General features: G+C 62.9%; 26 protein-coding genes and 1 tRNA gene. 18 read left to right on the forward strand and 9 right to left on the reverse strand.

Annotated elements, in window-relative coordinates; translation table 11 throughout:
• The first annotated feature begins 797 nt into the window (after window positions 1-797).
• Window positions 798-2,024 (forward strand): CAP domain-containing protein, encoded by a 1,227-nt coding sequence (locus tag J2Y41_RS11930; protein WP_309928673.1) that lies wholly within the window; start codon window positions 798-800, stop codon window positions 2,022-2,024.
• A 31-nt stretch (window positions 2,025-2,055) separates the two neighbouring features.
• Here the strand turns inward: J2Y41_RS11930 and J2Y41_RS11935 are convergent, their stop codons facing one another.
• On the reverse strand, window positions 2,056-2,499 hold the full coding sequence (locus tag J2Y41_RS11935; RefSeq protein WP_224089345.1) for an SRPBCC family protein: 444 nt from the start codon (window positions 2,497-2,499) through the stop codon (window positions 2,056-2,058).
• Window positions 2,500-2,824: 325 nt separating this feature from the next.
• Here J2Y41_RS11935 and J2Y41_RS11940 point away from each other — a divergent pair, with 325 nt between their 5' ends.
• From J2Y41_RS11940 to J2Y41_RS11960, 5 genes are all read left to right on the forward strand, one after another.
• The gene (locus J2Y41_RS11940) at window positions 2,825-4,243 is read left to right on the forward strand and encodes a M15 family metallopeptidase (RefSeq protein ID WP_309928596.1); all 1,419 of its coding nucleotides are present in this window, start codon (window positions 2,825-2,827) and stop codon (window positions 4,241-4,243) included.
• 78 nt (window positions 4,244-4,321) lie between these two features.
• Window positions 4,322-4,395, forward strand: a tRNA-Gly gene (locus J2Y41_RS11945).
• Window positions 4,396-4,567: 172 nt separating this feature from the next.
• On the forward strand, window positions 4,568-5,029 hold the full coding sequence (locus J2Y41_RS11950; RefSeq protein WP_309928597.1) for a nuclear transport factor 2 family protein: 462 nt from the start codon (window positions 4,568-4,570) through the stop codon (window positions 5,027-5,029).
• An 83-nt stretch (window positions 5,030-5,112) separates the two neighbouring features.
• Complete coding sequence (locus tag J2Y41_RS11955; RefSeq protein WP_263422272.1) at window positions 5,113-5,247, forward strand: hypothetical protein; 135 nt, start codon at window positions 5,113-5,115, stop codon at window positions 5,245-5,247.
• Complete coding sequence (locus J2Y41_RS11960) at window positions 5,244-6,419, forward strand: N(5)-(carboxyethyl)ornithine synthase (RefSeq protein ID WP_309928598.1); 1,176 nt, start codon at window positions 5,244-5,246, stop codon at window positions 6,417-6,419. The genes J2Y41_RS11955 and J2Y41_RS11960 overlap by 4 nt, the downstream gene beginning before the upstream one ends.
• A gap of 75 nt (window positions 6,420-6,494) precedes the next feature.
• Here the strand turns inward: J2Y41_RS11960 and J2Y41_RS11965 are convergent, their stop codons facing one another.
• Window positions 6,495-7,880 (reverse strand): MFS transporter, encoded by a 1,386-nt coding sequence (locus J2Y41_RS11965; protein WP_224089353.1) that lies wholly within the window; start codon window positions 7,878-7,880, stop codon window positions 6,495-6,497.
• Between the two features lie 153 nt (window positions 7,881-8,033).
• Here J2Y41_RS11965 and J2Y41_RS11970 point away from each other — a divergent pair, with 153 nt between their 5' ends.
• On the forward strand, window positions 8,034-8,888 hold the full coding sequence (locus tag J2Y41_RS11970) for a LysR substrate-binding domain-containing protein (protein WP_223934726.1): 855 nt from the start codon (window positions 8,034-8,036) through the stop codon (window positions 8,886-8,888).
• Here the strand turns inward: J2Y41_RS11970 and J2Y41_RS11975 are convergent.
• Window positions 8,885-9,814: an NAD-dependent epimerase/dehydratase family protein gene (locus J2Y41_RS11975; RefSeq protein ID WP_309928599.1), complete on the reverse strand. Its 930-nt coding sequence runs from the start codon at window positions 9,812-9,814 to the stop codon at window positions 8,885-8,887. The two genes, J2Y41_RS11970 and J2Y41_RS11975, sit on opposite strands and share 4 nt — an antisense overlap.
• 67 nt (window positions 9,815-9,881) lie before the next feature.
• Between J2Y41_RS11975 and J2Y41_RS11980 the strand changes: the two genes are divergently transcribed.
• Window positions 9,882-10,220, forward strand: coding sequence for a metalloregulator ArsR/SmtB family transcription factor (locus J2Y41_RS11980; RefSeq protein WP_309928600.1), 339 nt, complete (start codon window positions 9,882-9,884; stop codon window positions 10,218-10,220).
• 63 nt (window positions 10,221-10,283) lie between these two features.
• A complete protein-coding gene (locus tag J2Y41_RS11985; protein WP_309928601.1) occupies window positions 10,284-11,057 on the forward strand; it encodes a TIM barrel protein in 774 nt (257 codons plus the stop codon).
• A 70-nt stretch (window positions 11,058-11,127) separates the two neighbouring features.
• On the opposite strand, the gene J2Y41_RS11990 is transcribed toward J2Y41_RS11985, so the two are convergent.
• The 3 genes from J2Y41_RS11990 to J2Y41_RS12000 all read right to left on the reverse strand — a co-directional run bounded on the left by J2Y41_RS11990 (window position 11,128) and on the right by J2Y41_RS12000 (window position 13,144).
• A complete protein-coding gene (locus J2Y41_RS11990) occupies window positions 11,128-11,301 on the reverse strand; it encodes a hypothetical protein (RefSeq protein WP_309928602.1) in 174 nt (57 codons plus the stop codon).
• Window positions 11,291-11,977 (reverse strand): helix-turn-helix domain-containing protein, encoded by a 687-nt coding sequence (locus J2Y41_RS11995; protein WP_309928603.1) that lies wholly within the window; start codon window positions 11,975-11,977, stop codon window positions 11,291-11,293. The genes J2Y41_RS11990 and J2Y41_RS11995 overlap by 11 nt, the downstream gene beginning before the upstream one ends.
• 126 nt (window positions 11,978-12,103) lie before the next feature.
• Entirely contained in the window at window positions 12,104-13,144 is a 1,041-nt protein-coding gene (locus J2Y41_RS12000; protein ID WP_309928604.1) for a LacI family DNA-binding transcriptional regulator, read from the reverse strand.
• Between the two features lie 197 nt (window positions 13,145-13,341).
• Between J2Y41_RS12000 and J2Y41_RS12005 the strand changes: the two genes are divergently transcribed.
• The 4 genes from J2Y41_RS12005 to J2Y41_RS12020 all read left to right on the forward strand — a co-directional run bounded on the left by J2Y41_RS12005 (window position 13,342) and on the right by J2Y41_RS12020 (window position 17,015).
• Window positions 13,342-14,511: a Gfo/Idh/MocA family oxidoreductase gene (locus tag J2Y41_RS12005; protein ID WP_309928605.1), complete on the forward strand. Its 1,170-nt coding sequence runs from the start codon at window positions 13,342-13,344 to the stop codon at window positions 14,509-14,511.
• Window positions 14,511-15,725, forward strand: coding sequence for a dihydrodipicolinate synthase family protein (locus tag J2Y41_RS12010; protein WP_309928606.1), 1,215 nt, complete (start codon window positions 14,511-14,513; stop codon window positions 15,723-15,725). Before J2Y41_RS12005 ends, J2Y41_RS12010 begins: the two co-directional genes overlap by 1 nt.
• Entirely contained in the window at window positions 15,722-16,561 is an 840-nt protein-coding gene (locus J2Y41_RS12015) for a sugar phosphate isomerase/epimerase family protein (RefSeq protein WP_309928607.1), read from the forward strand. Before J2Y41_RS12010 ends, J2Y41_RS12015 begins: the two co-directional genes overlap by 4 nt.
• Before the next feature lie 274 nt (window positions 16,562-16,835).
• Window positions 16,836-17,015, forward strand: a complete 180-nt coding sequence (locus tag J2Y41_RS12020; protein ID WP_309928608.1) for a hypothetical protein — start codon at window positions 16,836-16,838, stop codon at window positions 17,013-17,015.
• A 22-nt stretch (window positions 17,016-17,037) separates the two neighbouring features.
• Here the strand turns inward: J2Y41_RS12020 and J2Y41_RS12025 are convergent, their stop codons facing one another.
• The 3 genes from J2Y41_RS12025 to J2Y41_RS12035 form a co-directional block, all read right to left on the reverse strand.
• Complete coding sequence (locus J2Y41_RS12025) at window positions 17,038-17,277, reverse strand: hypothetical protein (protein ID WP_309928609.1); 240 nt, start codon at window positions 17,275-17,277, stop codon at window positions 17,038-17,040.
• The gene (locus J2Y41_RS12030) at window positions 17,258-18,373 is read right to left on the reverse strand and encodes a YihY/virulence factor BrkB family protein (RefSeq protein ID WP_309928611.1); all 1,116 of its coding nucleotides are present in this window, start codon (window positions 18,371-18,373) and stop codon (window positions 17,258-17,260) included. The genes J2Y41_RS12025 and J2Y41_RS12030 overlap by 20 nt, the downstream gene beginning before the upstream one ends.
• A 132-nt stretch (window positions 18,374-18,505) precedes the next feature.
• On the reverse strand, window positions 18,506-19,768 hold the full coding sequence (locus J2Y41_RS12035; RefSeq protein WP_396133527.1) for an ROK family protein: 1,263 nt from the start codon (window positions 19,766-19,768) through the stop codon (window positions 18,506-18,508).
• Window positions 19,769-19,849: 81 nt separating this feature from the next.
• Between J2Y41_RS12035 and xylA the strand changes: the two genes are divergently transcribed.
• From xylA to J2Y41_RS12060, 5 genes are all read left to right on the forward strand, one after another.
• Complete coding sequence (xylA, locus tag J2Y41_RS12040; RefSeq protein WP_309928613.1) at window positions 19,850-21,037, forward strand: xylose isomerase; 1,188 nt, start codon at window positions 19,850-19,852, stop codon at window positions 21,035-21,037.
• 110 nt (window positions 21,038-21,147) lie between these two features.
• The gene (xylB, locus tag J2Y41_RS12045) at window positions 21,148-22,578 is read left to right on the forward strand and encodes a xylulokinase (protein ID WP_309928614.1); all 1,431 of its coding nucleotides are present in this window, start codon (window positions 21,148-21,150) and stop codon (window positions 22,576-22,578) included.
• Window positions 22,579-22,646: 68 nt separating this feature from the next.
• Window positions 22,647-23,630 (forward strand): LacI family DNA-binding transcriptional regulator, encoded by a 984-nt coding sequence (locus J2Y41_RS12050; protein WP_309928674.1) that lies wholly within the window; start codon window positions 22,647-22,649, stop codon window positions 23,628-23,630.
• 130 nt (window positions 23,631-23,760) lie between these two features.
• Window positions 23,761-25,464 carry a ribulokinase gene (araB, locus tag J2Y41_RS12055; RefSeq protein WP_309928616.1) on the forward strand — a complete coding sequence of 568 codons (1,704 nt, stop codon included), beginning with the start codon at window positions 23,761-23,763 and terminating at the stop codon, window positions 25,462-25,464.
• Window positions 25,461-26,168 (forward strand): L-ribulose-5-phosphate 4-epimerase, encoded by a 708-nt coding sequence (locus J2Y41_RS12060; RefSeq protein WP_309928617.1) that lies wholly within the window; start codon window positions 25,461-25,463, stop codon window positions 26,166-26,168. The genes araB and J2Y41_RS12060 overlap by 4 nt, the downstream gene beginning before the upstream one ends.
• Window positions 26,169-26,179: the final 11 nt, after the last annotated feature.

Below are 26,179 nucleotides of genomic sequence, written 5' to 3' on the forward strand. Positions count from 1 at the left end.
CTATAGTTCCCGGACATGTAAAGCCGCGCCCGTACTTGGGGGCAACGAGCATTCGCGGGGTAATTGTGGGGAAATTGTCAGCGCCTGCGGCTATCGTGCTGGCTGGCGCGCTAGCCATATTGGTAGCCGCGTCCAGCCAAATCCTGCCAGCTACAGAGGCCCTACCAGGCGGCGGCACTACTTCTTCGGGCAGCGTACCGTCCGGGCTCACGGCCCCTGAAACGAGTACGACGCCGGTCCCCGCACCTTTGGAGGCGAGCCCCGCCGCCAGCGAAGCAGCTGGCGACCCTACGCCGGGCCCCGGTTCGGGGCCGGATTCCGGTTCCGAAAGTGCAGCGCCGACCAGGCCGGTCGCAGTAGATCCGATGGTTGAGACACCTCCTCCGGTGCCGAACATCGGTCCCTCATGGGGTCCGGACGATCCTTCCTCGGAAGGCACTCCCTCCGGGAGTCCAGAAGCCAACGAGCCAGCGGTCCCCGGTCCTCCCGCCGCGTCGGCTTCCCCCACCTCCGTTCCAACGCCAACAGCGCCTGCCGCAGGGCCTGGTCCGTCGGAGTCGCCATCGCCAACACCCTCACCAACCCAAACAACGACGCCGTCGCCAACACCCTCACCAACCCAAACAACGACGCCGTCACAAACGGCTTCCGCGCCGTCACCAACGCCAGCGCCGCCAACGCCCGCCCCCTCCCCCTCACTCACCCCTTTCCCAGGCAAGACCCCCAGCAGCGATGCGGACCCGGACAACGGTGCCCTCGCGCTACTCCCGGACGACAACACCGCGGCCATCTTGACCGTGTTCAACGCCATCAACAGCTATCGCGCTTCTTTGGGCCTTGCCCCGGTGAAGTATCACGCAACGGTGGCGAGCATGGCGCAGGAATGGTCGAACAGCATCGCCAGCCGCGAAGTGATCCAGCACAGGCCAAACTTCTGGACGGACCCACGTGCGCTCAACCCAAACAACGGTGCTGGTGAGGTCATTGCCGTCCGGTGGGATCGTGACGCTGCCCAATTGGTGGAGTGGTGGAAGGGGTCTCCCGGCCACGACGCCCTGCTGCGCGATCCGCGCTTCAATGTGATGGGCATCGGGATCACCTACACGGACGGCAATTGGCAAACGACCCCCAACCGCTACACACTGTGGGGCGTTGTGAACTTCTTCGGTTACACCACGCTGCCCGCCGGAACCACTACGCGTCCGGGAGGGACGGTCACGCCGCCGACGGATCCAGTGGGTGTGTGTGAACCTGGCGGCAAGTACCAGCCGCCTACCGTGAATCTCAGCGCGGCCGCCATCCGCAGCGCTGCAGACCTTGTATCCATCAGCCCGGACGGAACGGTCTATTCCTATCCGTCCTTGGGTGACGCCAAGTACGGCGCGGCCCGCAAGATCGGAATCGGTTTCACCGGTTTGAAGGAGCTGTTCGTGTCGGATTGGGACCGCGACGGCGTTTTTGACCTCATCGCCCAACGCCTGGATGGAGCGCTCCTGGTGTACCCGGGCAGGCAGTCTGGCGGCTTCGGATCGCCCGGAGTCCTGGGTCAGGGGTGGGAGTCCCTCAACATAGCCGTGGGTACTTGGTGTGCAAACAACCGCCTCCCGCAAATTGTGGCCATGGATGCCTCCGGCGGGCTCTGGTTCTACAAGAATTCCGGAATGACGTACATACGAACCCAGGCGGCGATCGGAACAGGCAACAAGGCAGTCCGGCTCAGCATGGTGGACTACAACGCCGATGGTTTCCAGGATCTCCTCACGGTTGAGCCCAATGGGTACCTGAGGTTGTATCGCGGCAGCGGACTGGCCATTCCGAAGCAGGAGGCCAGGCCAGTGGTGGGTGCGGCATGGACCGACTACACCGGTTTGCGGTCACTTCAAGGAGTTACCGGCGCAAACACCACGGGCATCGCAGGCCTGGGCACCAATGGAGTATTGGAGTATTGGGACCTCACCTCGGGAGGACTGACGACGCCGGTCAGCGTCGGTGGCGGCTGGAGTGGCTTCAAGCTCGCCCAGTAGGGAACCGCCGGGTAATCAAATCGCCCGGCAATCAAACCGCCTGGGCGGACTCAATAACGGTCTTGAGCTGCTCCAACTGGGCAACTTCACTTTCCATGGTTTTCTGGATCATGCTGTTCATGAGTTTCTGCAGGCCCTTGGGGTGGTACTCCAGGGCGAACCTGAGCCGCGTCGTCTTGCCTTCGGTGCTGAGGTAGTAGCCGCCCGTGGGCCGGGCGGGTCCGGCCACCACGGCGAAGCGCACTTCTGCGCCCGGCCGGGCCTCCGTGATCTCGAAGTCTGCAGCGATCGGCCGTCCTCCCGGGCCAGTGAGCGTCTGCTGATAGACCGCGCCCTTCTGGCCACGGACACCGGATCGGAGCGAGATGCTGCGCACGCCCGAGCGCCAGAGGGAGTTGTTCATACCATCCATCAGGAATCCATAGACGGTCATGGCATCCCTGCTGATCACCACTTCATAGTCTGCAAATGCCACGGAAACCTCTTTCGGCGTACGGTTCGAATGTCGTAGCCCGGTTCCCCATACACTGCAGCTAACACCTTCAGAATAGTCAGCCGCGCTTGCCTGCGACACACGACAAACGAGCCTTGACCGAATGGTTACCTGCCGGCGTATCTGAGACACAGCTGACACATAGTCCCGGGCCGGGTAGAGTTCGTGCCGCTGGCAAAACCAAATTGGGGGCGTAATGCGAGTACTGAAACATCCGTTTGTCCGTGGGAACTCTATCCGTGGGAACGCACGACGGCGGCTGGCTGCTTGCGCTGCATTCCTCGCCATGGCGGTGGCTGGTGGAGTCATGGCCGCTGCGCCTGCGTCGGCGGCATCAGCAACAACCCCTACGGCAGTGGCATCCACAGTTGCGAATAAAGTGGCCGCGCCTACCACGGTGAATCCCCTGCCCAGCGTGGATCCCATCGGGAACCCTGCAAGCTTCTCTGTCCTGGTCAATAAATCCCGGCCACTGAATCCCGTCAGCTACGCCCCCAGCGACCTCATCAATGCCCGCGGCTCCGGCCAGTACATGCGGGCCGAAGCCGCTGCCTGGCTCAATGGCCTCTTCCAGGGCGCGGCGGACGCTGGGACCGGCGGCCTGTCGATCGTGAGCGGCTACCGGTCCTATGCCCAGCAACAGCAGGTTTACTCCTACTACGTCAGCATCTACGGCCAGGCCTATGCGGACACCATCTCGGCACGTCCCGGGTACAGCGAACACCAGACCGGCCTCGCCATGGACATCGGCAATGCTGCCGGTTCCTGTGGCCTGAGCACCTGCTTCGGCGACACAGCGGCTGGCAAATGGGTGGCAGCGAACGCCCACAAGTACGGCTTCATCGTCCGGTACCCCAACGGCTACACGGGCACCACCGGGTACAGCTACGAGCCCTGGCACTTGCGCTATGTTGGCGTCGCGTTGGCCACTGATATGAACCGGCGCGGATTCCCGACGCTGGAGCATTACTTCGCCGGAAATCCGGCGGCCGCCGCGAGCATCAAGTCCGGCGCCGACCTCGTAGCTGCCGACTCTTCCGGCCGGATGCTGCGTTACCCCGCGACGGCGGCAGGCGGGTATGGGACGGCCGTCCAGATCGGTTCGGGCTGGACCGGCTTGAAGCAGGGCTTCGTAGTGGACTGGGACGTTGATGGCATTTACGACATCCTTGCGCAGTGGAACAACGGCGTCCTGGGCGTTTACCGCGGCCTCCCGGGCGGCGGCTTCGCCGGCCAGGTTGTCGTGGGGAACGGCGGCTGGGATCGCATGACCATCACCGTGGGCAAGTGGACGCACGCGCACCCGCGGCCCGGCGTCGTCGGGTATTTTCCGGATGGTGTGCTGCGCTACTACCCCAACACCTTCGGCGGTGCCCTGAGCGCTCCGCAGGTCATCGGCAAGGGCTGGAACGGCATGGAACTGACCATGGCGGACTGGGAGGGCGACGGCGCGAACGACATCCTGGCAAGGACAGCTTCCGGATCCCTGATCAATTACCGGGGAGACGGCTGGGCTGGTTTCTTTGGCCCGGCCACCACTGTGGGCACAGGTTGGCAGTACATGCGCATGCTGCTTCCGGGCTTCGGGCTCACCGGCGCAGGCACGCGCGGCATCACTGCACAAACTGCGGATGGCAACCTGTACAACTACGGCCTCGGCAGGGGTTCCTGGACTACCTACGCGCAGGTTGGATCCGGATGGAACGGCCTGAAGCTCTTCAAGTAGACATGGTTGCGCGCCTGTCATGAGGACCCCCGCAACTGCGCTAAGCTAGGACTCGCTCCGGCGAATAACCGGAGCGACGCGGGCGTAGCTCAATGGTAGAGCGCTAGCTTCCCAAGCTCGATACGCGGGTTCGATTCCCGTCGCCCGCTCCATCATGACCCCTTGCCTCCGGGCAGGGGGTCATCTTGTTGGGAACCCTGTATGGTCCTGGCCCTCTTTGCGCGTGAAACCCGGCACTCGCCAGATAAGGCCCCGCACCCGTCGACCCCGACGGCCACCAAGCCTAAACTCGTAGATACATCCACCTATCCGGGAGGTCCTCCAATGACTCTCACCGACGATGCTGAGGCGGGTCCACTCGCCGTCATCCACCGCCTGCTGGAAGCCACGAACAAGCATGATCTGGAAGCCTTGGCCGAATGCTTCGCGCCTGGCTACGTCAATGAGACGCCTGCCCACCCCACCAGGGGCTTCACGGGCAGGGACGCTATCCGCATCAACTGGGAGCAGCTCTTCACAGGAGTGCCGAACATCAGAGTTCGCATGGTCTCCCATAGCGTGTCCGGCAACCAAGCTTGGACCGAGCTGCACATGCAGGGCTCGTGGCGGGATGGCACGCCGCATGAGCTCACCGGCGTCATCATTTTCGGCGTGGAAGAGGGCGTCATCAACAGTGCCCGGTTCTACATGGAGCCTGTGGAGCACTTCGTTCGGGTTGACGACACCGCGGATCGCGTCAGCCACCGCGTAACGCATGGCCGGCCCGCCGTCGAGCCTGCACAGTGAGTCAGCCCGATACCAAGCTGCTCAGGCGCGGGGTGTATCGTCAGGAGTCAGGAGCCATTTCGGCTCCGCTCTAGGGAGCCATCATGGGCGACAAATCACCGCGCCAAGCTGCATCGAAGAAATCCAGTAAATCAATCAAGGAAAAGCGCGCTGACAAACGGGCCGCCGAGACGCCCGACACTGCGGCCGCGAAACCCGCAACCGGCCATAAAAAGTGATTGGGGCGCAAGGTCCGCTAAGCATTGGCGTCCTGGGTTCTTCGCTGAAGCCCAACGAGCAACGGCTACCGATCCACCCTCAACATCTTGAGCGCATTGCTCCGGAACTGCGCCAACGGCTCCACCTTGAACATGGTTACGGCGAACGCTTTGGTGTTCCGGACAGCACACTCGCCGGGCTTGTGGGTGGGCTGGGGACCCGGCAGGAGCTCATCGCCGGGAACGACGTCATTCTGCTGCCCAAGCCGCAGGTCGAGGATCTTGCGGAACTTCGGGACGGGCAGACCCTTTGGGGTTGGCCGCACTGCGTCCAGGACGAGGCCATCACCCAACTCGCGATAGATAAGAAGCTAACTCTCATCGCTTTCGAAGCCATGAACCACTGGGCTGCCGACGGCGGCTTCGGACTTCACGTCTTCCACAAAAACAACGAGCTTGCCGGATACTGCTCCGTGCTGCATGCCCTGGCTTTGACCGGCTCAACGGGTGATTACGGTCGTCGCCTGACAGCAGTGGTCATCGGTTTTGGCGCCACTGCCCGCGGAGCCGTGACAGCGTTGAATGCGCACGGCGTCCATGATGTCCAGGTCCTGACGAACAGGGGTGTCGCCGCGGTGGGATCTCCGATCCACTCAGTGAGGATCGTGCAGTTCGACCACGACAACAATGCACCCTTCCTGAGCGAAGTCATCACAGACGGTGGTCGCAAGCCGTTGGCCCCGTTCCTTGCTGCCGCGGACATTGTGGTCAACTGCACCTTGCAGGATCCGAATTCCCCGCTGACGTATCTGCGGACAGAGGACCTGGCCGATTTCCGGCCGGACAGCCTGATCGTGGATGTGTCCTGCGATCCCGGGATGGGATTCAGCTGGGCAAGGTCCACAACGTTCGATGAACCCATGTTCCGGGTGGGCGGGCACGTGAACTACTACGCCGTTGATCACAGTCCTTCTTACCTGTGGAACTCGGCCAGCTGGGAGATCAGCGAGGCTTTGTTGCCATTCCTGGAGACTGTGGCCGCAGGTCCGGAGGCGTGGGACACCAATGAGACGATCTCCCGTGCGATCGAGATTCGCGACGGCGTGATCCGCAACACGGATGTGCTCGAGTTCCAGGGACGCTCCGCGGAGTACCCACACTTGCCGGCTGCGGCGGAAGCGTCCGTAAGCTAAAGGCTCCACAGCAAGAAGGCAGTGCCTGCGGCTCCCCGCAGGCACTGCCTTTCTGTTTGGTTTCGGTTTTTACCGCTATGCAGTCTGTGTCCGGTCCACGATCCGGAGCACTCGACGCCGGTCACGCAGGTCCACTTTGATGTGCAGGGAAGCCTTCCGGGCAAGCACGACGGCGACAACAGCCGCCGCCGCTGCCGGCACACCGCCAGCCACAAGGATGGCCAGGTGCGGCCCCAGGTGCTCGGCCAGCCACCCCATGACGGGGCCGCCAATTGCCTGGCCGCCGATGAGCACCACTAAGTACAGGCTCATCACCCGGCCTCGAATGCTCATGTTGGAACTGGTCTGCACCATCTGGTTTGCCGCCGTGAGGAACATGAGGCACCAGAATCCAGCCAGGACCATCGAGACGCTGAACCAGACCATGGACGGCATCACGGACGATAGGCAGAGCATCAAGCCGTACAAGCCCGCCGAGAGCACCACCGACCGCAACCGGAGCTGGCGGCGCCGCGTGGACGTGACCGCGCCTATCAGTGCACCGAGCGCAACCATCGCGTTCAGCAGGCCGTAGCCTCCGGCCCCGGCGTCGTACACGTGGTCCGCGAAGGCGGCCAGCAGGACCGGGAGGCTCATTGCGAAAACAGCCACGAACCCGGCCATCAACCACGGCCAGTAGATAGTGGGTTTGCTGAGCGCGTACTGGAGGCCTTCGCGCAGCATGCCCTTCTTGCGGGGCGTCGGCCGGCTAAGATGCAGTTGGTCTTTGCGGAGGATCAAGAGCATGGCCACGGTGGAGCAGCATGCGACTGCATTGGCCGCGAATGCCCAACCAGCGCCCACGGCGGTGAGCAGCCATCCCGCGAGTGCCGGGCCGATCAGGCCACCGAGCTGGAAGGTTGTTGAGTTCACGCTGATGGCGTTGCGCAGGTACTTGGGACCGACGAGTTCGTTGACGAATACCTGCCGCGCCGGCTGGTCCAGGACGGTCACAAAGCCCAGGACCAAGGCGATCGCGTAGACGTGCCAGACTTCTACGCGCTGGCTGAGGGAAAGCGCCGCCAACGTCGCAGCCAGAACGGCTGCCGCGGACTGGCAGATGATGAGAATCTTTCGCTTGGCGAAGCGGTCTGCCATCATGCCGCCCCACGGGCCAAGGAACAACGACGGCATGAATTGCAGCGCCACGGTAATTCCGACCGCGGTGACGGAACCAGAGAGCTGGAGCACCATCCAGTCCTGGGCAATGCGCTGCATCCAGATCGCAATCACGGCGATGAAGTGGCCAATTGCGAAGATCCTGAAGTTGGGTACTTTCAAGGAGATGAAGGTGTGCCGCCAGGGCAGCTTTTCGCTTACGACGGCGAGTGGCTGGGTGACGGTGTCCGGCGTCTGCGGCGCGGACAGGGAATCGATGACGGGCTGGCTGACGTTTGCCGCTGAAGGCGGTGGGGGTGCCAAAGGTAGTCCTCGGATCGAGAGTTTCGGTGGGATGCCTTTAACGCTATGGTTGCCAGCAGCAATTATGGAAGCGTATTACGCCTATAACTAGCATTGCGGATTGCAATGACGCTCCCGCGCTTTCGCAGTTTTTCCACCCTCCCGAGGAGTTCCGTGTTTGAACCTGTCCAGCTCCGCTCCTTCCTGGCCGTCGCAGAGACGCTGAGTTTCACCAAGGCGGCCGAGCGGTTGGGGTTGGCCCAGCCAACAGTGAGCCAGCACGTCCGCAAGCTCGAAGCCGCCGCCAAGCGGGTCCTGGTGGCCCGTGACACCCGGGAAGTCCGGCTCACGGACAACGGTGACGCCATGGCTGGTTTTGCCCGAAGCATCCTTGCAGCCCACGACTCCGCAGCACGATACTTTTCCGGTTCCGCAATGCGGGGACGCCTTCGGTTTGGCACGGCGGACGACCTCGCCATCACAGGACTCCCGCGGATCCTGCGCGAGTTCCGGCAACTGTATCCGCAGATCAACCTGGAACTGACCGTCAGCCAAAGCGATCAACTCTACAAACGCCTCAACGCCGGCCAGCTGGACCTCGTGTTCGTGAAGTGGGTGGCTGGCGCCAAGGAAGGCACCGTGGTCCGGCATGACAACTTCGCGTGGGTTGGCGTTGAGCAAACCGTCCTGGAGCCGGGAGCGCCCGTGCCGCTGATCGCATACCCTGCGCCAAGCCTGAGCCGGAAGTTGGCCATCGACGCCCTGGAAGCCGCCGGCCGCACGTGGCGCATCACGTGCAGCACCAAGCAGATCAGCGGCGTACTGGCCGCTGTCCGGGCGGGCATTGGCGTGGCCGTGATGCCAGCGTCCCTGGTTCCCGAAGACCTCAAAGTCATCACCCAGCGCTTTGACCTCCCGCCCGTGGGAGACGTCGACTTCACGCTGATCCGCAATCCCCTGGCCAACGCCGAAGTCATTGATGCGCTGACGCAGGCGATCATGGGCCGGGCGCTGAGCAAGTCGAACTAACGGCTGGGCCGGCCCGCCTGGTTGCGGCGTTGCCCGGCCCACCATTGTGCGATTCGTAGATCACTCACACCGAATCGACCGTCAGGCAGCGCCGCATGGATCCGATCGACATCGAACCTCAGAACTGGGCGAATTTCCTCCGGCAGCTCCGGCGCGAACGGGGAGGGTTCACTGACACCCTCTGCGAGCATCTGTGCTTGTGCTTTTGCAACAAGCGGGACCACCATCGTCCACTCCGTGAGCTGCGCAAGTAGGCGGATGGCCCACACCGGGACGGGGAAGTAGACAGGGCGCCTGCCTGCGACTCGTGCAATCCGACGAACAGCCGCGCCAAGTTCCAGCTCTTCGGCTCCAACAACGGCGACCGTCGGGCTTGGAATCCGCCCCTCAAGGGCAGCAATCAATACGTTGACGGCTTCCTCGACGGGTATCGGGCGGACTGTCCGCTCACGATAGCCGACAGTGGCGAAAACCGGCCACGTGCGCACGGCCCGAGTCACGTGGTCCACCATGTGATCACCAGGGCCGTAGATCATGCCCGCCTTAAGGATGGTGTGGTCGATCCCGGACCGCCGGACGAGTTCCTCGGCGGCCCACTTCGTCTCGTGGTAGGGCGATCCACAGTCAGGCCGGGCCCTGAGGAAGCTCAGCATAACTATCCGCTTCACACCCGTTCGTCGGGCGGCCTCAATCACAGCCCGGGTACCGTCGACGTGTACGCGATCGAAGGTCTGGTCTCCGATCTCTCGATTGATACCGGCACAGTGCACCACGATCTCACACCCGGAGAATGCCGCCGTCAGGGCATCCGCATTGTCGATCTGCACTCCTGTCCGCCGAGAGATCACCACTGTGTTCTCGCTGCCTAGACGTGCTGCCAAGTGACGGCCAACAAACCCGGTACCACCGGTAATAGCTACACGCATAACGTTGCTCCTTCGCTTATTAGCAATGAAGCTAAACTGTATATAGCAATCGTGCTATATTGCAAACATGGCAGATACGGCATCCGACATCTTCGCCGCACTCGCGCATCCTACGAGGCGGCAGATTCTTCAGGACCTCAAGGACGGCGAGTTGGCTGCGGGCGAGATCGCTGCGAGATTCAGCGCCACAGGCCCAACTATTTCCCGCCACCTGAGCGTGCTCCGCCAGGCAGGCTTGATCGCGGAACGGCGGGACGCCAACCGCATCCTGTACTCACTCGTCGGCGAGCGGCTCGCCCTCTCAGTCGGCGACTTCCTCTCGACCGTCTGCCCGGAGCAGATCGTGTTGCGTGAGGTCCGGAAGCGCAACACCTCACGCCCGTCGTCGATTTCATCTGAAGCCTGAAGCGATGTGTTCGACAGGCGATACAACCTTACTGGGTAAGCGCATTCCAGTTATCCTGAACAAATGATCGATCTCACGACGTTGGCGGACCTCACGCCCGGCATTTGTTCCGTCACCCTGCGGGAGTTGGGGATTGACGAGGTCGTGCGCATTTCTGCCGACGCGGGCTTGGCAGGCATCGAGTGGGGCACTGATGTCCATGTCAGTGACGCCGCATCCGCCGCCCATGCCAAGGAGGCCACCGAGGCCGCAGGCCTCAGCGTCATGTCGCTCGGTTCCTATTACCGATCCGGAGCTTTCGGCGATTTCGAGCCCGTCCTCAGCCTCGCGGCCGCGCTCGGCGCGCGTCGGATCCGGGTCTGGGCCGGGGAGCTTGGTTCAGCCGACGCCAGCCAGGAGCACTGGGACGCAGTGGTTAAGGACACGCAACGCATCGCCGATCTGGCCGCGGCCCAAGGGACCGCAATCGCCTTCGAGTACCACGGCAACACACTCACGGACTCCCCCGAAACAACACTTGAGCTCCTGCGGCGTGTGAACCACGCCAACGTCGGCACTTACTGGCAGCCCGCCGTCGGGCTTTCCGACCAGCAGGCGCTGGAGTCGCTGCACGAAGTCCTCCCCCATTTGGTGGGCGTCCACTGCTTTTCCTGGGGACCTGAGGCTGAACGCCATCCGCTGAGGTCGCGCAAGCTCCTGTGGCAGACCGTCTCCGATGTCCTTCGCGGCAACGGCAAGGATATGGACATCATGTTGGAGTTCGTTGAGGATGACCTTCCGGACAACGTGCTCAACGACGCCGCTTTCCTGCACACTATTACGCTCGGGGAAGACTAGCGCCACTTCGATTCAAATGCTGTTAGGGAGCGTAATCGCTGACCGGCTAATCCCGCCGTCCGGTCGACACCTAGTTCAGCGAGATTCGCAGACGTTCCACGCCCTCGGCACCTTCCGACACTTGCTCCATGAGCTCCGGTTCATTGGAAAGGCGACCAAGCATGTTTGCCAGATGGTCCCGTTCCGCAACAGCCTGCCACGCTTCCTGCTGTTCGGTGAGCATTGCGGGAAGTTCAATGGGCATGGACGCTCCTGAGGATTTCGCGTGCGGCTTGTTGCTCACGGACACCGGGCCGTTCGGCCAAGTCCGCCGCCACCACTAGTGGGGGAAGTTCGTCGGGGACTTGCTCGGCGGCGCGGAGGATTACATTCGGCCTCTTGCGAGGGATTGACTCAACCAGGAACCAATCCCTGACGACGTCCTTGAGTTCGTCGCGTCGCACGTAGGCTTCAACCTCTGAGTTGGCCAGCAGTCGAGAGCGCGGGTGAGAGACTCCGGAGAGGTGGATTCGTTTGTCCTCCCGAAGCTCGGCGATGTCATCCGGGCTGGAAGAGAACTCGAATTTTTCGGCACGATTGGCCAACCATGCCGCCAGAAGCTTGAGTAAGTCCGGGGACTCCTCCAGTCGGTTGATCCGCTGTTTCAGGCGATGTTTCTCGACCGGCGAGGGTTCGAAGTAAGCGAGGAGAGAGCGCCCCGGGCTGTCTTCCCAGAAGCAGGACATGAGTTGCCAAGCACTGCGTTCTGAGAGCGGCCGGCCAGCAGGCTTACCAGGCCGGTACTGGACGGCGTCAGCTTCGTCAACGATCCACCGTCCGCCAACCCGTTGGCCACGAATACGTCCGGACTGGACGAGCTGCCGCGCTCGGCTCTCGTTGACGTTAAGTCGCTTCGCCAGTTCGGGGATACTCAGTGCCATTACACAAACCTAGCGGTAACGCTACAAATGTGTAATCCCAGCGCGACCCCGAGAAAACCAGATACACGCTTGCGCCCGGGCCGGGCCGGCCAAGGGGCCCGCGACGCTCACGAAAACTGCAAGCAACTAGGCTGTTCGGCTCTCCACCGGAAGCTCGGTGCTTCGGCGGAGTTTGACGGAGCCAACCACAGAGCCGCCATCCGGGTCGCCGGCCGCAAGCCTTCCAATCTCTTCAAGCGGCAGGTAGACCGTGGACAGGGCGGGACGGAAGTCCCGCAGTGTTTCAATGTCGTCAAAACCAGCGATGTTTGCGTCACGGGGAATCCACACGCCCTGTGACCGCAATGCGGCTGTCACGCCGATGGCCATGACGTCGTTCACCGCGAAGACGCAGAGGCGTTCGCCGGAGGCCTTGATTCGTTCGGCCAGCGCCAGCCCGGCGTCGTACCCTCCAGCGCGGTTGAAGCCTGTACGGATAACCTCGGCGGGGTGCCGGCCGGTGTCGGCGAGTCCGCGCTGGAAGCCGCGGATCCGGTCATCGGAGGTAAGGAGCCCTTCAGGGCCGCCAACAACGACGAAGGCGCCCTCATGCACGGCAGCCAACTGGTCAGCGAGCTCCGCGGCGAGGTCCTCGTTGGGCACCTCGACCACATGGTAGCCCTCGTTGGTAGTGGAGCCCACGATCGGGTGACCTACTACGCCGACATGCCCGCCATTACGGCAATAGCGATCCAACTCGGCAGCGAGCTCCAGATTGCCTTGCTCATCCTCGGGCCGTGCCGAGCGGGAACCGGCGATGACGATTGAATCTGCGCGACGGGCCGCGAAGGCTGCCACAGCTTCCCGTTCATCCGAAGGAGCGCCGGAGGTGCTGGCCAACAGGACCATGCGGTTCTGTTGGCGGGCCGCCTCCTGGACGCCGCGGGCAATGGCCGAAAAGTAGGGGTCGGCGATGTCGTGGACAATCAGTCCGATGAGTCCCGAGCTGGACTTTGCGAGCGCCTGGGCCTGGGCATTGGGGACGTAGCCGAGCTTTTCCGCGGCCTCACGGACGCGCTCCGCGATATCCTCTGCGGGCTTACGGGTGGAACCGTTGAGGACACGGGACGCCGTGGCAAGGGAGACCCCTGCCAAACGGGCAACTTCACTCAATGTGCTGGCGGCCACGAGGCCCTCCTTTTCTGCAAGCCTTCGAGACTGGCGCTAAAGAAATTATGGCAGTCTTCACCCATTTTTGGGAAAGCGCTTGCCAATCCGGCTGGGCATAGTGCATGATCGATGCAACGGGAATGCGCTTTCCCAACTTCTCGAATTGCAAACACCGGCAACGCACAGCGGCCGGCACACAAGGACCTGGAGAAAACATGGGCTACGAAACAAAGACGATCCGCATCGCCATGAACGGCATCACCGGCCGTATGGGTTACCGCCAGCACTTGCTGCGATCCATCCTCCCCATCCGCGACGCCGGTGGCTTCACGCTCGAAGACGGCAGCAAGGTTCAGGTGGAGCCGATCCTGGTTGGCCGCAACGAAGCCAAGATCCGTGAGCTCGCCGAACTCCACAAGGTCTCCGAATGGTCCACGGACCTGGACGCCGTCATCGCCGACCCCACGGTGGACATCGTCTTTGACGCCTCAATGACCAGCCTTCGCGCCGCCACCTTGAAGAAGGCCATGCGCGCCGGCAAGCACATCTTTACCGAGAAGCCCACGGCTGAGACCCTCGAGGAAGCAATCGAGCTGGCGCAAATCGGCAAGGAGTCCGGCGTCACCGCTGGCGTCGTGCACGACAAGCTGTACCTCCCCGGCCTGGTCAAGCTCCGCCGCCTCGTGGACGAGGGATTCTTCGGCCGCATCCTCTCCATCCGCGGCGAATTCGGCTACTGGGTCTTCGAAGGTGACGTCCAGGCAGCCCAGCGCCCGTCCTGGAATTACCGCAAGGAAGACGGCGGCGGAATGACCACGGACATGTTCTGCCACTGGAACTACGTGCTCGAAGGCATCATCGGCAAGGTCAAGAGCGTCAACGCCAAGACCGCCACCCACATCCCCGCGCGTTGGGATGAGGCCGGTAAGGAATACAAGGCCACGGCTGACGATGCTTCCTACGGCATCTTCGAACTCGAAACCCCGGCCGGCGACGAGGTCATCGGGCAGATCAACTCCTCCTGGGCCGTCCGCGTCTACCGCGACGAACTGGTCGAGTTCCAGATCGACGGCACGCACGGTTCCGCCGTCGCCGGTTTGAACAAGTGCGTTGCGCAGCAGCGCGCCCACACACCCAAGCCGGTCTGGAACCCGGACCTGCCCGTCACCGAATCCTTCCGCAGCCAGTGGCAGGAAGTTCCGGCCAACGCTGAACTGGACAACGGCTTCAAGCTGCAGTGGGAAGAATTCCTGCGCGACGTGGTGGCCGGCCGTGAGCACCGCTTCGGCCTGCTCTCCGCAGCACGCGGTGTACAGCTTGCCGAGCTCGGCCTCCAGTCCTCGGCGGAGCGCCGCACCATCGACATCCCGGAGATCACCCTCTAATGACGTCACTCATTCTTCCCACGAACGACGGCGGCACCCGCGAGTACCGTCTCCAGCCCGCCACTGCGTGGGTCAAGCCGAGCGCCCCGCTGACGGCCCGCCGCGCGTACGCCGCAGCCCACGTCATCCCTGAGGTCGCTGCTGACAACACCCCCGGCGCTCCGGCGCAGCTTGATTGGGATGCCACGCTGGCATACCGCCATGAGCTTTGGTCCTACGGACTTGGGGTGGCTGATGCCATGGATACCGCGCAGCGCGGCATGGGCCTGGACTGGGCAGCTACCCAGCAGCTCATCAAGCGCACCGGCGCCGAGGCCGCTTCCGTGGTGGCAGCGGGCAACGCAGCAACGGCCGGCAAGTCCGTCCGGGACCTTGTCTCCTGCGGCGCAGGTACGGACCAGTTGGATATCAGTGCACTCCCTGAAGGCGCGGCCGGCATCCAGGCCGTCATCGATGCCTACCGCGAGCAGATCGCCGTAGTCAGCGAAGCAGGCCCCAAGGTCATCCTCATGGCCTCCCGTGCATTGGCCAAGGTGGCCAGCGGCGCCGACGACTACCTGCACGTCTACTCGACGCTCCTGCAGGAAGTTGACCAACCGGTCATCCTGCACTGGCTGGGCACCATGTTCGATCCCGCGCTGGCCGGATACTGGGGCTCGGATGATGTTTCCGTGGCCACTGAGACGTTCCTCAGCCTGATCCGCGAGCACGCGGACAAGGTGGATGGCGTGAAAGTCTCGCTTCTGGACGCTTCCCATGAGGTCGCCCTCCGCGCCAACCTTCCGGAAGGAGTCCGCCTCTACACAGGCGACGATTTCAACTATCCGGAGCTGATCGACGGCGACCAGAGGCACCACTCCGATGCCTTGCTGGGCATCTTCGCTGCCATCTACCCCGCCGCTTCGGTTGCCTTGCAGAAGTACGACGCCGGCCAAGGTGCAGAGGGTCGGGCCATCCTGGACTCTACGCGTGAGCTCGGAAAGCACATCTTCAGCGCACCGACGTTCTACTACAAGACGGGCATCGCGTTCATGTCCTGGCTCAACGGCAAGCAGCCCGGGTTCCAGATGGTTGGAGGACTGCACTCGGGACGATCTGTGCTGCACCTGGCCAAGACCTTCGAACTTGCCGATCAGGCTGGCTTGTTGAAGGACCCGTCATTGGCAGCATTCCGGATGTCCGATTACCTCAGGATCAACGGAGTGGGCGCATGAGCAATTTTTCCAGACTCTCGCTGAACAGCGCGACTACAAAAAAGTGGACCCTTGCCGAAGCCGTTGACGGTTGTGCACGCGCCGGCATTCCGGCAATCGGCCCATGGCGTGATCGCGTAGCGGAAGCCGGCCTGGACAAGGCCGCCAAGCTCATCAAGGACGCCGGGCTCCGGGTTTCGTCCCTGTGCCGGGGAGGATTCCTCACGGCGGCTGATGCTGAAGGTCAGGCTGCGGCGCTGGCGGACAATTTCGAAGCCGTCCGCGAAGCAGTCGCGCTGGACACCCAGGAGCTGTTCCTGGTGGTTGGCGGGCTTGCTCCAGGCGAGAAGGACGTGGTGGCTGCCCGCCAGCGCGTTGCCGACCGCCTCGAAGAATTGGTCCCGTTCGCTTCGGAGAACGGCGTACGGCTGGTGCTGGAACCCCTGCATCCGATGTATGCCGCCGACCGCGCGCTCATCTCCACCCTTGGCCAGGCCCTGGATCTCGCCGCGCCATACGACGCGAAGGCTGTGGGCGTCGCCGTCGATACGTTCCACGTCTGGTGGGATCCGGAACTGAAGGCGCAGATCGAACGCGCCGGGCGCGAAGACCGCATTGCCTCCTACCAGGTATGTGATTTCAACCTGCCGATCGCTTCAGACGCGCTGCTATCCCGCGGCATGATGGGCGACGGCGTCATTGACTTCGCGACGATCGGCACCTGGGTCCGCGACGCCGGATACACGGGCGACATCGAGGTTGAGATCTTCAACCAGGAGATCTGGGACGCCGATGGCGACACCGTCCTGGAAACCATGAAGCAGCGCTACGCGGAGCTTGTCCTCCCGTACGCCTAAGAACCCCAAAACCCCAACAACCCCAAGAACGTGGTCCTCCCGCGGATGCCCTAAGCTCCGCGGGAGGACCGCCCCCAAAGCAAGCGAGCCCCTGCCCGGTCACGGCAGGGGCTCGCTTTTGCATACCGTTTTGTTTCAGCGGGGAGGCACGGAATGCCCATGTTAGATAAGTGGTACATAGCTGAAACATTGCGTCGATGAGAGGAAACAATGGCCGCCTACGCTGGTTTCACCTGGACAAAGAGGTCCAAGAAACCACTGAAAGGACACCACCATGATGCTCTTGAAGACTCTCAACTTTTTCCTGGACGCCAGCAGCAGCCACAGCGACTCCTCAGGCGATTCCCCTGAAGATAACTCGCCTGCTGCCGCCTTCGCCTCGGAGCGCCTGTCGTCCAGCGCCTGGGAGGGCTGGTGGGACGACGCCGACCAGGGCTTCCCTGCAGGGGCGTAATCCGCGCGGAGCCCCAGCCCGGCTAAAGATTGGCGGGCACGTGGACCTGCGCGCGCGGAACACCGATCAAGGTGAGAGTGCCGCCGTCGTTGGCTTGTAACTCCACCCGGATATTCCGGGTTCCCTCTTCGGGCTGGACGGAGCTGACACGGAAAATCTCACCATGGATTTCCACACTGTCGCCGTCGCGAACAGCCTTAAGCTTCCTGCGCGTGGTGCCGGACCCGTTGACGCGCTGCGCTTCACTTCTTGTCTTTGGCATCTGCGTTTCGTTCCCGGGCTTCGTTGGAGCGTGTTTCGTCTTCGTAGTTCTCACGAAGTTCCTGCCCGCGGCGGATAACTTCGTCTTCCTGCTTCTGCTGCTTATCGCTGCGCTTGGTATCCTTCGGCGGGAGTTGGATGCTTTCTTCAGCTTCAATACCTCCCTGCAATTGCCGCCCGCGTTCCATTTCGGCGTCAAATTCCGCGCCGAAAAGCAGCGACATGTTCAGGATCCACAGCCAGAGCAGCATGATGATGACGCCTGCCAGCGTTCCGTAGGTCTTGTTGTAATTGCTGAAATTCGCAACGTAGAAGCCAAAACCGAGCGATGCCAGGGCAAAAATAACCAGGGCAATGAGGGATCCCGGGCTCATCCAACGGAACTTGGGCTGCTTGACGTTGGGGGTGTAGTAGTAAAGCACCGCAATGACGATGACCACCAGCACGATCAGGACAGGCCACTTGGCGATATTCCACACCGTGAGGATCGTGTCCGACATTCCGATTGCCTTACCTATAGCCTCCGCCACTGGTCCGCTCAGGACGAGCATCGCGGCGGCAAGTGCCGCGCCCACAAGCGCGACGACGGTCACGGCGAGCATCGTCCCGCGCAGTTTGATGAAGCCGCGGCCTTCATCCACTTCGTACACGCGGTTCATCGCCCTGCTGAAGGCCGTGGTGTACCCGGAGGCCGACCACAACGCCACCAGGATGCCCAGGGCCAGCGCGAAGCCCGCCGCGTTGGAGCGAGTCAATTCCTCAATGGGCTGCCGCATGGCGTCAACACCGGGCCCTGGAGCGAACTGCTGCACGATATCCAGCAACGCCGTGGTGGTTTTCCCGGCGTCGCCAAAGATCCCGATGAGGGAAACCAACGCCAAAAGCGCTGGGAAAAGGGAAAGCACTGCATAGTAGGTGAGGCCCGCAGCGGCGTCGGGACACTGATCCTTGTTGAACTCCCGCAGCGTCCTCTTGGCTATATACATCCACGTGGGCTTCACCAGGTCGTTGAGACTATCCGGCTTGCGCTCGTCTTCAGGGGCGGGAGCACTGCCCGCCTTCGCCGTGCTGGTGTGTGCTGAATTTTGAGTACTCATGGGACACCTGTTCGTGGGTTGAGCATGCGCGAACAAACTGACCACTTAATAGTAAGCATGCTGATGAATTGCATGGAAGAACCAGGCGCAGAGATCCTGCGGATCCCGGAAACCGCCCCATGGAAAGGTGCCCTACGCGGGTTTGCCCAGCAGGAATTCGGACGGCGATTCAATGACAGCGCGGATCACTTGACCCGCCGCGCCCAGCAGCGTCCCACTGTGCTCCAAACGCGAAACTGTGAGGCTTTCCGGCTTCAGCAGCCCCGGTGCGTATCTTTCCAAACTCGACAGCACTGCCGGTTTCAACCAATCGGCGAGGACGGCAAAGTGCCCCCCGAGCACCACGGCTTCGACGTCCATCAGACGCGCAGAAGAGGCAAGCGCGATGCCCAGGTACCGTCCAGCGTCCCGAACTGCACGCTTGGCATGCGGCTCATCGGCGGCCAAGGCGGCGAGCAGAAGTTCGGTTCGCCTGCCAAGAGACCCCTCCGGGATGCGGGCAGCTTCGAAAATGGCTTCCTGGCCGGCGAATGTTTCCAAGCAGCCGGCCCCTCCACAGGAACATGAAGGCCCCTCGGGATGCACCACGATGTGGCCCAGTTCTCCGGCGGAACCGCCAGGTCCCGTGTAGAGCTCAGAACCGATGATGACCCCACCGCCAACGCCCACTTCGCCGGAAACGTAGAGGAAGTCCGAGGGGCCTTCGCCGTACCAAAGCTCACCAAGCGCAGCACTGTTTGCCTCGTTGGACAGCCTGACACCGAGCGGCGCGTCCTCCAGCAACGCCCGCGGATTCAATTGCTCGTGCTCCCAATGGAGGTTTGGGGCGGACAGGACGATGTCGTGTTGCTCATCAACCAGGCCGGGAACCGCAAGACCACCACCGAGGATCGTGATGCCGGCAGAGGCGGCTGAGGCTTTCGCCTGACCGGCCAGCACGCCCAGTTCGTCCATGACGGCATCCGGCTTGAGCCCGCGGTTGCGGGACTCCACAGTGGAACTGAAACGCAGGTTCCCGCCGAGGTCCACCAAGCCCACGGCCAGATAGTCGACGTTGATTTCCATTCCGACAACGCCTCGGCGGGCGCTGAGCTCAAGGCCCTGGCCTGGCCGCCCCCGCTCCCCATCGCGATACAGGCCCACCTCGGAGACGAGGCCTGACTCCACGAGATCAGCGACCAAACTCGATACCGCCGCCTTGGTCAGCCCTGTTCCAGCCGCCACTTGCGCGCGGCTGGGCTTGGCGTCGCCGTTGCGGGCGATCGAATCCAGGACAAGCGAAAGATTACGACGGCGGACGTCACCTACGCGCCCCGGGGCAGCTTGCTCATTCACTCGGGCAGCCTCCTCAAGGGCTTGAAAGATTTTTGCTGGCTTCCATTGACCATGATCCATCATCCCCCATATAGTTCAGATTGAAAACTAATTGGAGTGCTTTTTATCCATGGCCTCCCCGCCGCCTTGCAAGGAGCAACAATGACCCCGCAGCCAACTCCCCAGGACCGTTTCACGTTTGGCCTTTGGACCGTGGGATGGACGGGCGCCGATCCCTTCGGCGTTGCAACCCGGGCAGCCCTGGACCCCATTGAAGCCGTTCATAAGCTCAGTGAACTCGGCGCTTACGGCATCACTTTCCACGACAACGACCTCGTCCCCTTTGACGCCAGCGCCTCCGAGCGCGACCTCATCCTGAAGAACTTCAAGGGCGCATTGGCCGAAACGGGCCTCAAGGTTCCGATGGTTACCACCAACCTGTTTAGCCACCCCGTCTTCAAGGACGGCGGATTTACCTCAAACGACCGCTCCGTCCGACGCTTTGCCCTGAGCAAGATCCTGCGCAACATCGACCTCGCCGCTGAACTGGGCGCCGAGACGTTCGTGATGTGGGGCGGCCGCGAAGGCAGCGAATACGACGGCTCCAAGGATCTCTCCGCCGCGCTGGATCGTATGAAGGAAGGCGTCGACACCGCCGCCGGCTACATCAAGGAGAAGGGCTACGGTCTTCGAATTGCCCTGGAACCCAAGCCCAACGAGCCCCGCGGCGATATCTTCCTGCCGACTGTTGGCCACGGTCTTGCGTTCATCGCCCAGCTGGAACACGGCGACATTGTGGGCCTCAACCCCGAGACCGGCCACGAGCAAATGGCGGGCCTGAACTTCACCCACGGTATTGCCCAAGCCCTCTGGGCCGGCAAGCTCTTCCACATCGACCTCAACGGCCAGCGCGGGATCAAGTACGACCAAGACCTCGTCTTCGGCCATGGCGACCTCACCAGCGCCTTCTTTACGGTGGACCTCCTGGAGAATGGCTTCCCCAACGGCGGGCCCAAGTACGACGGCCCCCGCCACTTCGACTACAAGCCCTCCCGCACGGACGGCTACGACGGCGTATGGGAATCGGCCAAGTCCAACATGTCCATGTACCTGCTCCTGAAGGAACGCGCCCTTGCTTTCCGCGCAGATCCGGAGGTTCAGGAAGCGCTGGAAACCTCGGGCGTGTTCGAACTCGGCGAGCCCACCTTGAACGCCGGCGAAACCACCGCCGACCTCCTGGCTGACGTCGGCGCCTTCGAAACGTTCGACGCCGACAAGGCCGCCCAGCGCTCGTTCGCGTTCGTCCGCCTCAACCAGCTCGCCATCGAGCACCTTCTGGGCGCGCGCTAAAGACCAGCCATTCGCAATTCCGTCGCCGGGGCCACAAGGTTCCTTGTTTTTCCGGGCTGCCAGTCCCGGCGACGGTCCCCCAAAAGAACAGTCCGCAAAGGAACAAACGCATGCCTCTCGTAGCCGGGATCGACAGCTCCACCCAGTCCTGCAAGGTGGTCATCAGGGACTCAGACACAGGAGCCCTGGTGCGGCAGGGGCGCGCGTCACATCCTGAGGGCACCGAGGTCCATCCAGACCACTGGTGGAGCGCCCTCCAGGAAGCCATCAGCCAGGCAGGCGGCTTGGACGACGTCGATGCTGTCTCGGTCGGGGGCCAGCAGCACGGCATGGTCTGCCTGGATGAATCAGGAAACGTGGTTCGCCCGGCGCTGCTGTGGAATGACACCCGGTCCGCGCTGGACGCCGAAGAGTTGATCCTTGAAGCCGGCCAAGGCGATGCCGCGGCCGGAGCTTCGTATTGGGCAGCCAGCACGGGGACGGTGCCCGTAGCATCCCTGACGGCCACCAAACTTCGGTGGCTGGCTCGGAACGAACCGGAAAATGCCCGGCGCACTTCTGCCGTTTGCCTTCCGCATGACTGGTTGTCGTGGCGTTTGGCCGGTCATGGGCCTGGCACAGGACCGTCCTCTTTGGAGCTGCTCCGCACAGATCGCTCCGATGCTTCCGGCACGGGGTACTTCTCGTCCAGAACGGGCGAATACTTCCCGGAAGTCCTCAAAGGCACCCTCGGCCATGTCCCGGTGCTGCCGGCTGTCGTCGGACCTTTGGAAGCATCCGGCAAGACGCCGGGCGGTGCCCTGGTCGGACCCGGTGCAGGCGATAACGCTGCAGCAGGGCTGGGCGTCAGCGCCGCAGTGGGAGATGTTGTTATTTCGATCGGCACATCAGGGACCGTGTTCGCTGTGTCGGCGGTCCCGTCCCAGGATGCGAGCGGGCTGGTGGCAGGGTTCGCCGATGCCACAGGGAACTTCCTGCCTCTTGCCTGTACGCTCAACGCCACCCGGATCTTCGATGCCACCGCTGCGTTGCTTGGCGTGGACTTACAGGAATTCGGCAAGCTGGCGCTGTCCGCCGCTGAAGGTGCAGGCGGCCTGACGCTTGTGCCGTATTTTGAAGGCGAACGGACGCCCAACCTTCCGGATGCCACAGGTTCCCTCCATGGGCTCACGGTTTCCAACTACACCCCCGCGAATCTGGCCAGGGCCGCGGTCGAAGGTGTCCTGTGCTCCTTGGCCGATGGCCTCGCCGCCCTGCAGGCGCAGGGCGTGGCGGCCAGCCGCATCATCCTGGTGGGCGGCGGCGCCCAGTCCGAGGCTGTGCAGCAGGTTGCGGCTGAAGTCTTCAGATTGCCGGTGTTCGTGCCCGCTCCAGGGGAATACGTGGCAAACGGTGCTGCACGGCAAGCCGCCGGCGTCCTCACGGGAAAGCTGCCCGATTGGCCGCTTGAAGGAATCGAGGTTGCTGCGTCGAAGACTTCCGGGACGCCGGCGTTCCTGACGAGGTACCGCCATTACGCCGCCAAGGCCGCCTTGGGCTGATCGCCGCGTATGTGCTCTATCGTGACAGGGTGAGCACTGAACAATCCGCAGCAAACAGGCCTCCTGTCATGGAGGACGTCGCCCGCGTTGCCGGCGTTTCCCACCAAACTGTGTCCCGTGTTCTGAACAACCACCCCAACGTGAGCTCAAAGACCCGGGAGCGCGTTGAGCAGGCAATCACTGAACTTGGGTACCGCCGCAACACCGCTGCACGCAGCCTGGTGACCCGGCGCTCCCAGACCATCGGTGTGCTGGGAAGCGAGTTGGCGCAGTACGGCCCGTCCCACACCCTTCTCGGAGTGCAGCAGGCAGCCAGGGACGCAGGCTATTTTGTCAGCGTCGCGGGCTTGCGGGAAGTCACGCCTGAAACCATCAAGGACGCCATGGCCCACTTCATGGACCAAGGTGTGGACGGCATCGTCGTGACAGTGCCGCACCCCGGGACCTTTGACGTCCTCAAGGACATCACCGCTCAAGTGCCGCTGGTGGCAGTGGGCTCTGTCGGCGACGAGCACCTCAGCGGCGCCACTGTGGACCAGCGCGAGGGAGCGCGCCTGGCCGTCCAGCACCTCCTCGGGTTGGGTCACAAGCACATCGGGCATCTTTCCGGGCCTGCTGACTGGATTGACGCGGTTGCCCGCACCGAGGGTTGGCGGGACGCCCTGCGGGAGGCCGGCCTGGAACCAGCCGCCCTGATCGAAGGCGACTGGAGCGCTGAATGCGGCTACCTCGAGGGCCTGAAAATCGCCGCTGAGCGTTCCATGACGGCCCTGTTCGTCGCGAACGACCAAATGGCCCTCGGGGTGCTCCGGGCGTTCCATGAAGCGGGCGTCCACGTCCCCGCGGATATCAGTGTTGTGGGCTTCGACGACCAACCTGAAGCCGCCTATTTCATCCCGCCGCTGACCACCGTGGCCCAGGACTTTGAGGAGCTTGGGCAACGCTGCATCGGCTTGCTGCTTGATCGCCTGGAGACCGGCACTACGGGTACTCCGGTAACCGTGAAGCCCCGGCTCGTTGTCCGGTCCACCACGGCGCCCCTCTCGAACTAACCGAAGCATGCAGTTCTCCGGCCCTCTCTTGACATCAAAGTTGTGAGCGCTAACAATTGCATCAGACCTTCTTCATTTCTTCCACCCCGACCCCCGGCAATGAGGCCTTGGCCAGCCGGATGGAGACCCCATGAATACCACTGAAAATCTCCCGTTCGACGAACAGTTCGTCATCGGCGTGGACTACGGCACCTTGTCTGGCCGCGCCGTCGTCGTGCGCGTCTCGGACGGTGCCGAACTCGGCAGCGGCGTGTTCGAATACCCCCACGCGGTTGTGTCCGACCGGCTGCCCACAACCGGCAAGCGGCTGCCCGCCGATTGGGCGCTCCAAGTGCCCAATGACTACCGCGACGTCCTGCGCAACGCGGTACCGGCCGCCGTCGCCGATGCCGGGATCAACCCGGCCAACGTGGTGGGTATCGCTACAGACTTCACCGCCTGCACCATGGTCCCGACGACGGCGGACGGCACTCCGCTGAACGAACTGGAACGCTTCGCGGACCGTCCCCACGCTTACGTCAAGCTGTGGCGTCACCACGCTGCGCAGCCGCAGGCCGACCGCATTAACAAGCTCGCCGAGGAACGCGGGGAGTCATGGCTTCCCCGGTATGGGGGCCTGATCTCCTCGGAATGGGAGTTTGCCAAGGGCTTTCAGCTGCTTGAGGAAGATCCCGAAGTTTACGGCGCCATGGATCACTGGGTTGAGGCGGCCGACTGGATCGTCTGGCAGTTGTGCGGCAGCTACGTACGCAACGCTTGCACTGCCGGCTACAAGGGCATCTTCCAGGACGGCAATTACCCGTCGGAGGATTTCCTCGGCGCGCTGAACCCGGACTTCAAGGGCTTCGTGGCGGAAAAGCTTGAGCACACCATCGGCCGGTTGGGCGACGCCGCCGGGTACCTCACGGAAGAGGCTGCGGCCTGGACCGGCCTGCCCGCGGGAATTGCCGTAGCCGTGGGCAACGTGGACGCCCACGTCACCGCACCCGCTGCCAATGCTGTCGAGCCGGGGCAGCTTGTGGCCATCATGGGCACCAGCACCTGCCACGTCATGAACGGTGACGTCCTGCGTGAAGTGCCTGGCATGTGCGGCGTTGTGGACGGTGGCATCGTGGACGGATTGTGGGGCTATGAAGCCGGACAGTCCGGAGTTGGAGACATCTTCGGCTGGTTCACCAAGAACGGCGTCCCCCCTCACTACCACCAAGCCGCGGCCGCCAAAGGCCTGGGCATACACGAATACCTCACCGAACTCGCAGAGAAGCAGGCAATCGGCGAGCACGGCCTCATTGCCCTGGACTGGCACTCAGGCAACCGCTCAGTGCTGGTGGACCACGAACTCTCCGGCGTCGTAGTGGGCCAGACACTTGCTACGAAGCCAGAGGACACTTACCGCGCGCTGCTGGAGGCCACGGCCTTCGGCACCCGGACCATTGTGGATGCATTCCGTGATTCCGGAGTACCGGTCAAGGAGTTCATCGTGGCTGGCGGACTCCTGAAGAACAAGTTCCTGATGCAGGTCTACGCAGACATCACCGGCCTCCAGCTCTCCACCATCGGCTCCGAGCAGGGACCCGCACTCGGCTCGGCAATCCACGCCGCTGTAGCGGCCGGGAAGTACAAGGACATCCGCGAAGCGGCAGCATCCATGGCAGCTGCCCCGGGCGCGGTCTACACGCCCATCCCTGAAAATGTGAGGGCCTACGAGGCACTTTTCCAGGAATACCGCACCCTGCACGACTACTTCGGCCGCGGCACCAACAGCGTCATGCACCGCCTGAAGGCAATTCAGCGCGCTGCCCACAGCGCCATCACAGAAGGGGTCAACGCATGAGCACGCTCCTGGAAACCATCGCGAGAGTCCGGCGCGAAGTCTGCGACCTCCACGCCGAGCTCACCCGCTACAAGCTGGTTGTCTGGACGGCGGGCAACGTCTCCGGCCGGATCCCTGGCTACGACCTCATGGTCATCAAACCCTCCGGTGTCTCCTATGACGAGCTGACGCCCGAGCAAATGGTGGTCACGGATCTGTATGGGACTCCCGTCAGGGGCATAAATATCGGAAGCGGCGGAACCGTTGATTGGGGCAACCCGGACCTCTCGCCGTCCTCTGACACTGCAGCGCATGCGTACGTCTACCGGCACATGCCCGAGGTCGGCGGCGTGGTGCACACCCACTCCACGTATGCCACGGCCTGGGCCGCCCGCGGCGAGGAGATCCCCTGCGTGCTGACCATGATGGGCGATGAATTCGGCGGCCCGATCCCGGTGGGCCCGTTCGCGCTGATCGGAGACGATTCGATCGGACAAGGAATCGTGGAGACCCTCAAGAACTCCCACTCCCCCGCAGTGCTCATGCAGAACCACGGACCCTTCACCATCGGCAAGGATGCCAGGTCCGCGGTGAAAGCAGCCGTGATGTGCGAGGAAGTGGCAAAGACGGTCCATGTCTCCCGGCAACTCGGCGAACCCCTCCCCATTGACCAGGCCAAGATCGACTCGCTCTACAACCGCTACCAAAACGTCTACGGCCGCTAAAGCGGACGTCC

Source organism: Arthrobacter sp. 1088 (assembly GCF_031455315.1).
Taxonomy (GTDB): domain Bacteria; phylum Actinomycetota; class Actinomycetes; order Actinomycetales; family Micrococcaceae; genus Arthrobacter.

What these genes read in the sequence shown, in the direction of transcription:
- J2Y41_RS12050 (WP_309928674.1), top strand. Translation starts at nt 22,647, where the DNA reads ATGGAGGACGTCGCCCGCGTTGCCGGCGTTTCCCACCAAACTGTGTCC.
- J2Y41_RS12010 (WP_309928606.1), top strand. Translation starts at nt 14,511, where the DNA reads ATGACGTCACTCATTCTTCCCACGAACGACGGCGGCACCCGCGAGTAC.
- J2Y41_RS12015 (WP_309928607.1), top strand. Translation starts at nt 15,722, where the DNA reads ATGAGCAATTTTTCCAGACTCTCGCTGAACAGCGCGACTACAAAAAAG.
- J2Y41_RS11955 (WP_263422272.1), top strand. Translation starts at nt 5,113, where the DNA reads ATGGGCGACAAATCACCGCGCCAAGCTGCATCGAAGAAATCCAGTAAA.
- J2Y41_RS11995 (WP_309928603.1), bottom strand. Translation starts at nt 11,977, where the DNA reads ATGGCACTGAGTATCCCCGAACTGGCGAAGCGACTTAACGTCAACGAG.
- J2Y41_RS12030 (WP_309928611.1), bottom strand. Translation starts at nt 18,373, where the DNA reads ATGAGTACTCAAAATTCAGCACACACCAGCACGGCGAAGGCGGGCAGT.
- J2Y41_RS11980 (WP_309928600.1), top strand. Translation starts at nt 9,882, where the DNA reads ATGGCAGATACGGCATCCGACATCTTCGCCGCACTCGCGCATCCTACG.
- araB (WP_309928616.1), top strand. Translation starts at nt 23,761, where the DNA reads ATGAATACCACTGAAAATCTCCCGTTCGACGAACAGTTCGTCATCGGC.
- J2Y41_RS12025 (WP_309928609.1), bottom strand. Translation starts at nt 17,277, where the DNA reads ATGCCAAAGACAAGAAGTGAAGCGCAGCGCGTCAACGGGTCCGGCACC.
- J2Y41_RS11940 (WP_309928596.1), top strand. Translation starts at nt 2,825, where the DNA reads ATGGCCGCTGCGCCTGCGTCGGCGGCATCAGCAACAACCCCTACGGCA.
- J2Y41_RS12035 (WP_396133527.1), bottom strand. Translation starts at nt 19,768, where the DNA reads ATGGATCATGGTCAATGGAAGCCAGCAAAAATCTTTCAAGCCCTTGAG.
- xylA (WP_309928613.1), top strand. Translation starts at nt 19,850, where the DNA reads ATGACCCCGCAGCCAACTCCCCAGGACCGTTTCACGTTTGGCCTTTGG.
- J2Y41_RS11985 (WP_309928601.1), top strand. Translation starts at nt 10,284, where the DNA reads ATGATCGATCTCACGACGTTGGCGGACCTCACGCCCGGCATTTGTTCC.
- J2Y41_RS12020 (WP_309928608.1), top strand. Translation starts at nt 16,836, where the DNA reads ATGATGCTCTTGAAGACTCTCAACTTTTTCCTGGACGCCAGCAGCAGC.
- J2Y41_RS11975 (WP_309928599.1), bottom strand. Translation starts at nt 9,814, where the DNA reads ATGCGTGTAGCTATTACCGGTGGTACCGGGTTTGTTGGCCGTCACTTG.
- J2Y41_RS12005 (WP_309928605.1), top strand. Translation starts at nt 13,342, where the DNA reads ATGGGCTACGAAACAAAGACGATCCGCATCGCCATGAACGGCATCACC.
- J2Y41_RS11950 (WP_309928597.1), top strand. Translation starts at nt 4,568, where the DNA reads ATGACTCTCACCGACGATGCTGAGGCGGGTCCACTCGCCGTCATCCAC.
- J2Y41_RS12060 (WP_309928617.1), top strand. Translation starts at nt 25,461, where the DNA reads ATGAGCACGCTCCTGGAAACCATCGCGAGAGTCCGGCGCGAAGTCTGC.
- J2Y41_RS11990 (WP_309928602.1), bottom strand. Translation starts at nt 11,301, where the DNA reads ATGCCCATTGAACTTCCCGCAATGCTCACCGAACAGCAGGAAGCGTGG.
- xylB (WP_309928614.1), top strand. Translation starts at nt 21,148, where the DNA reads ATGCCTCTCGTAGCCGGGATCGACAGCTCCACCCAGTCCTGCAAGGTG.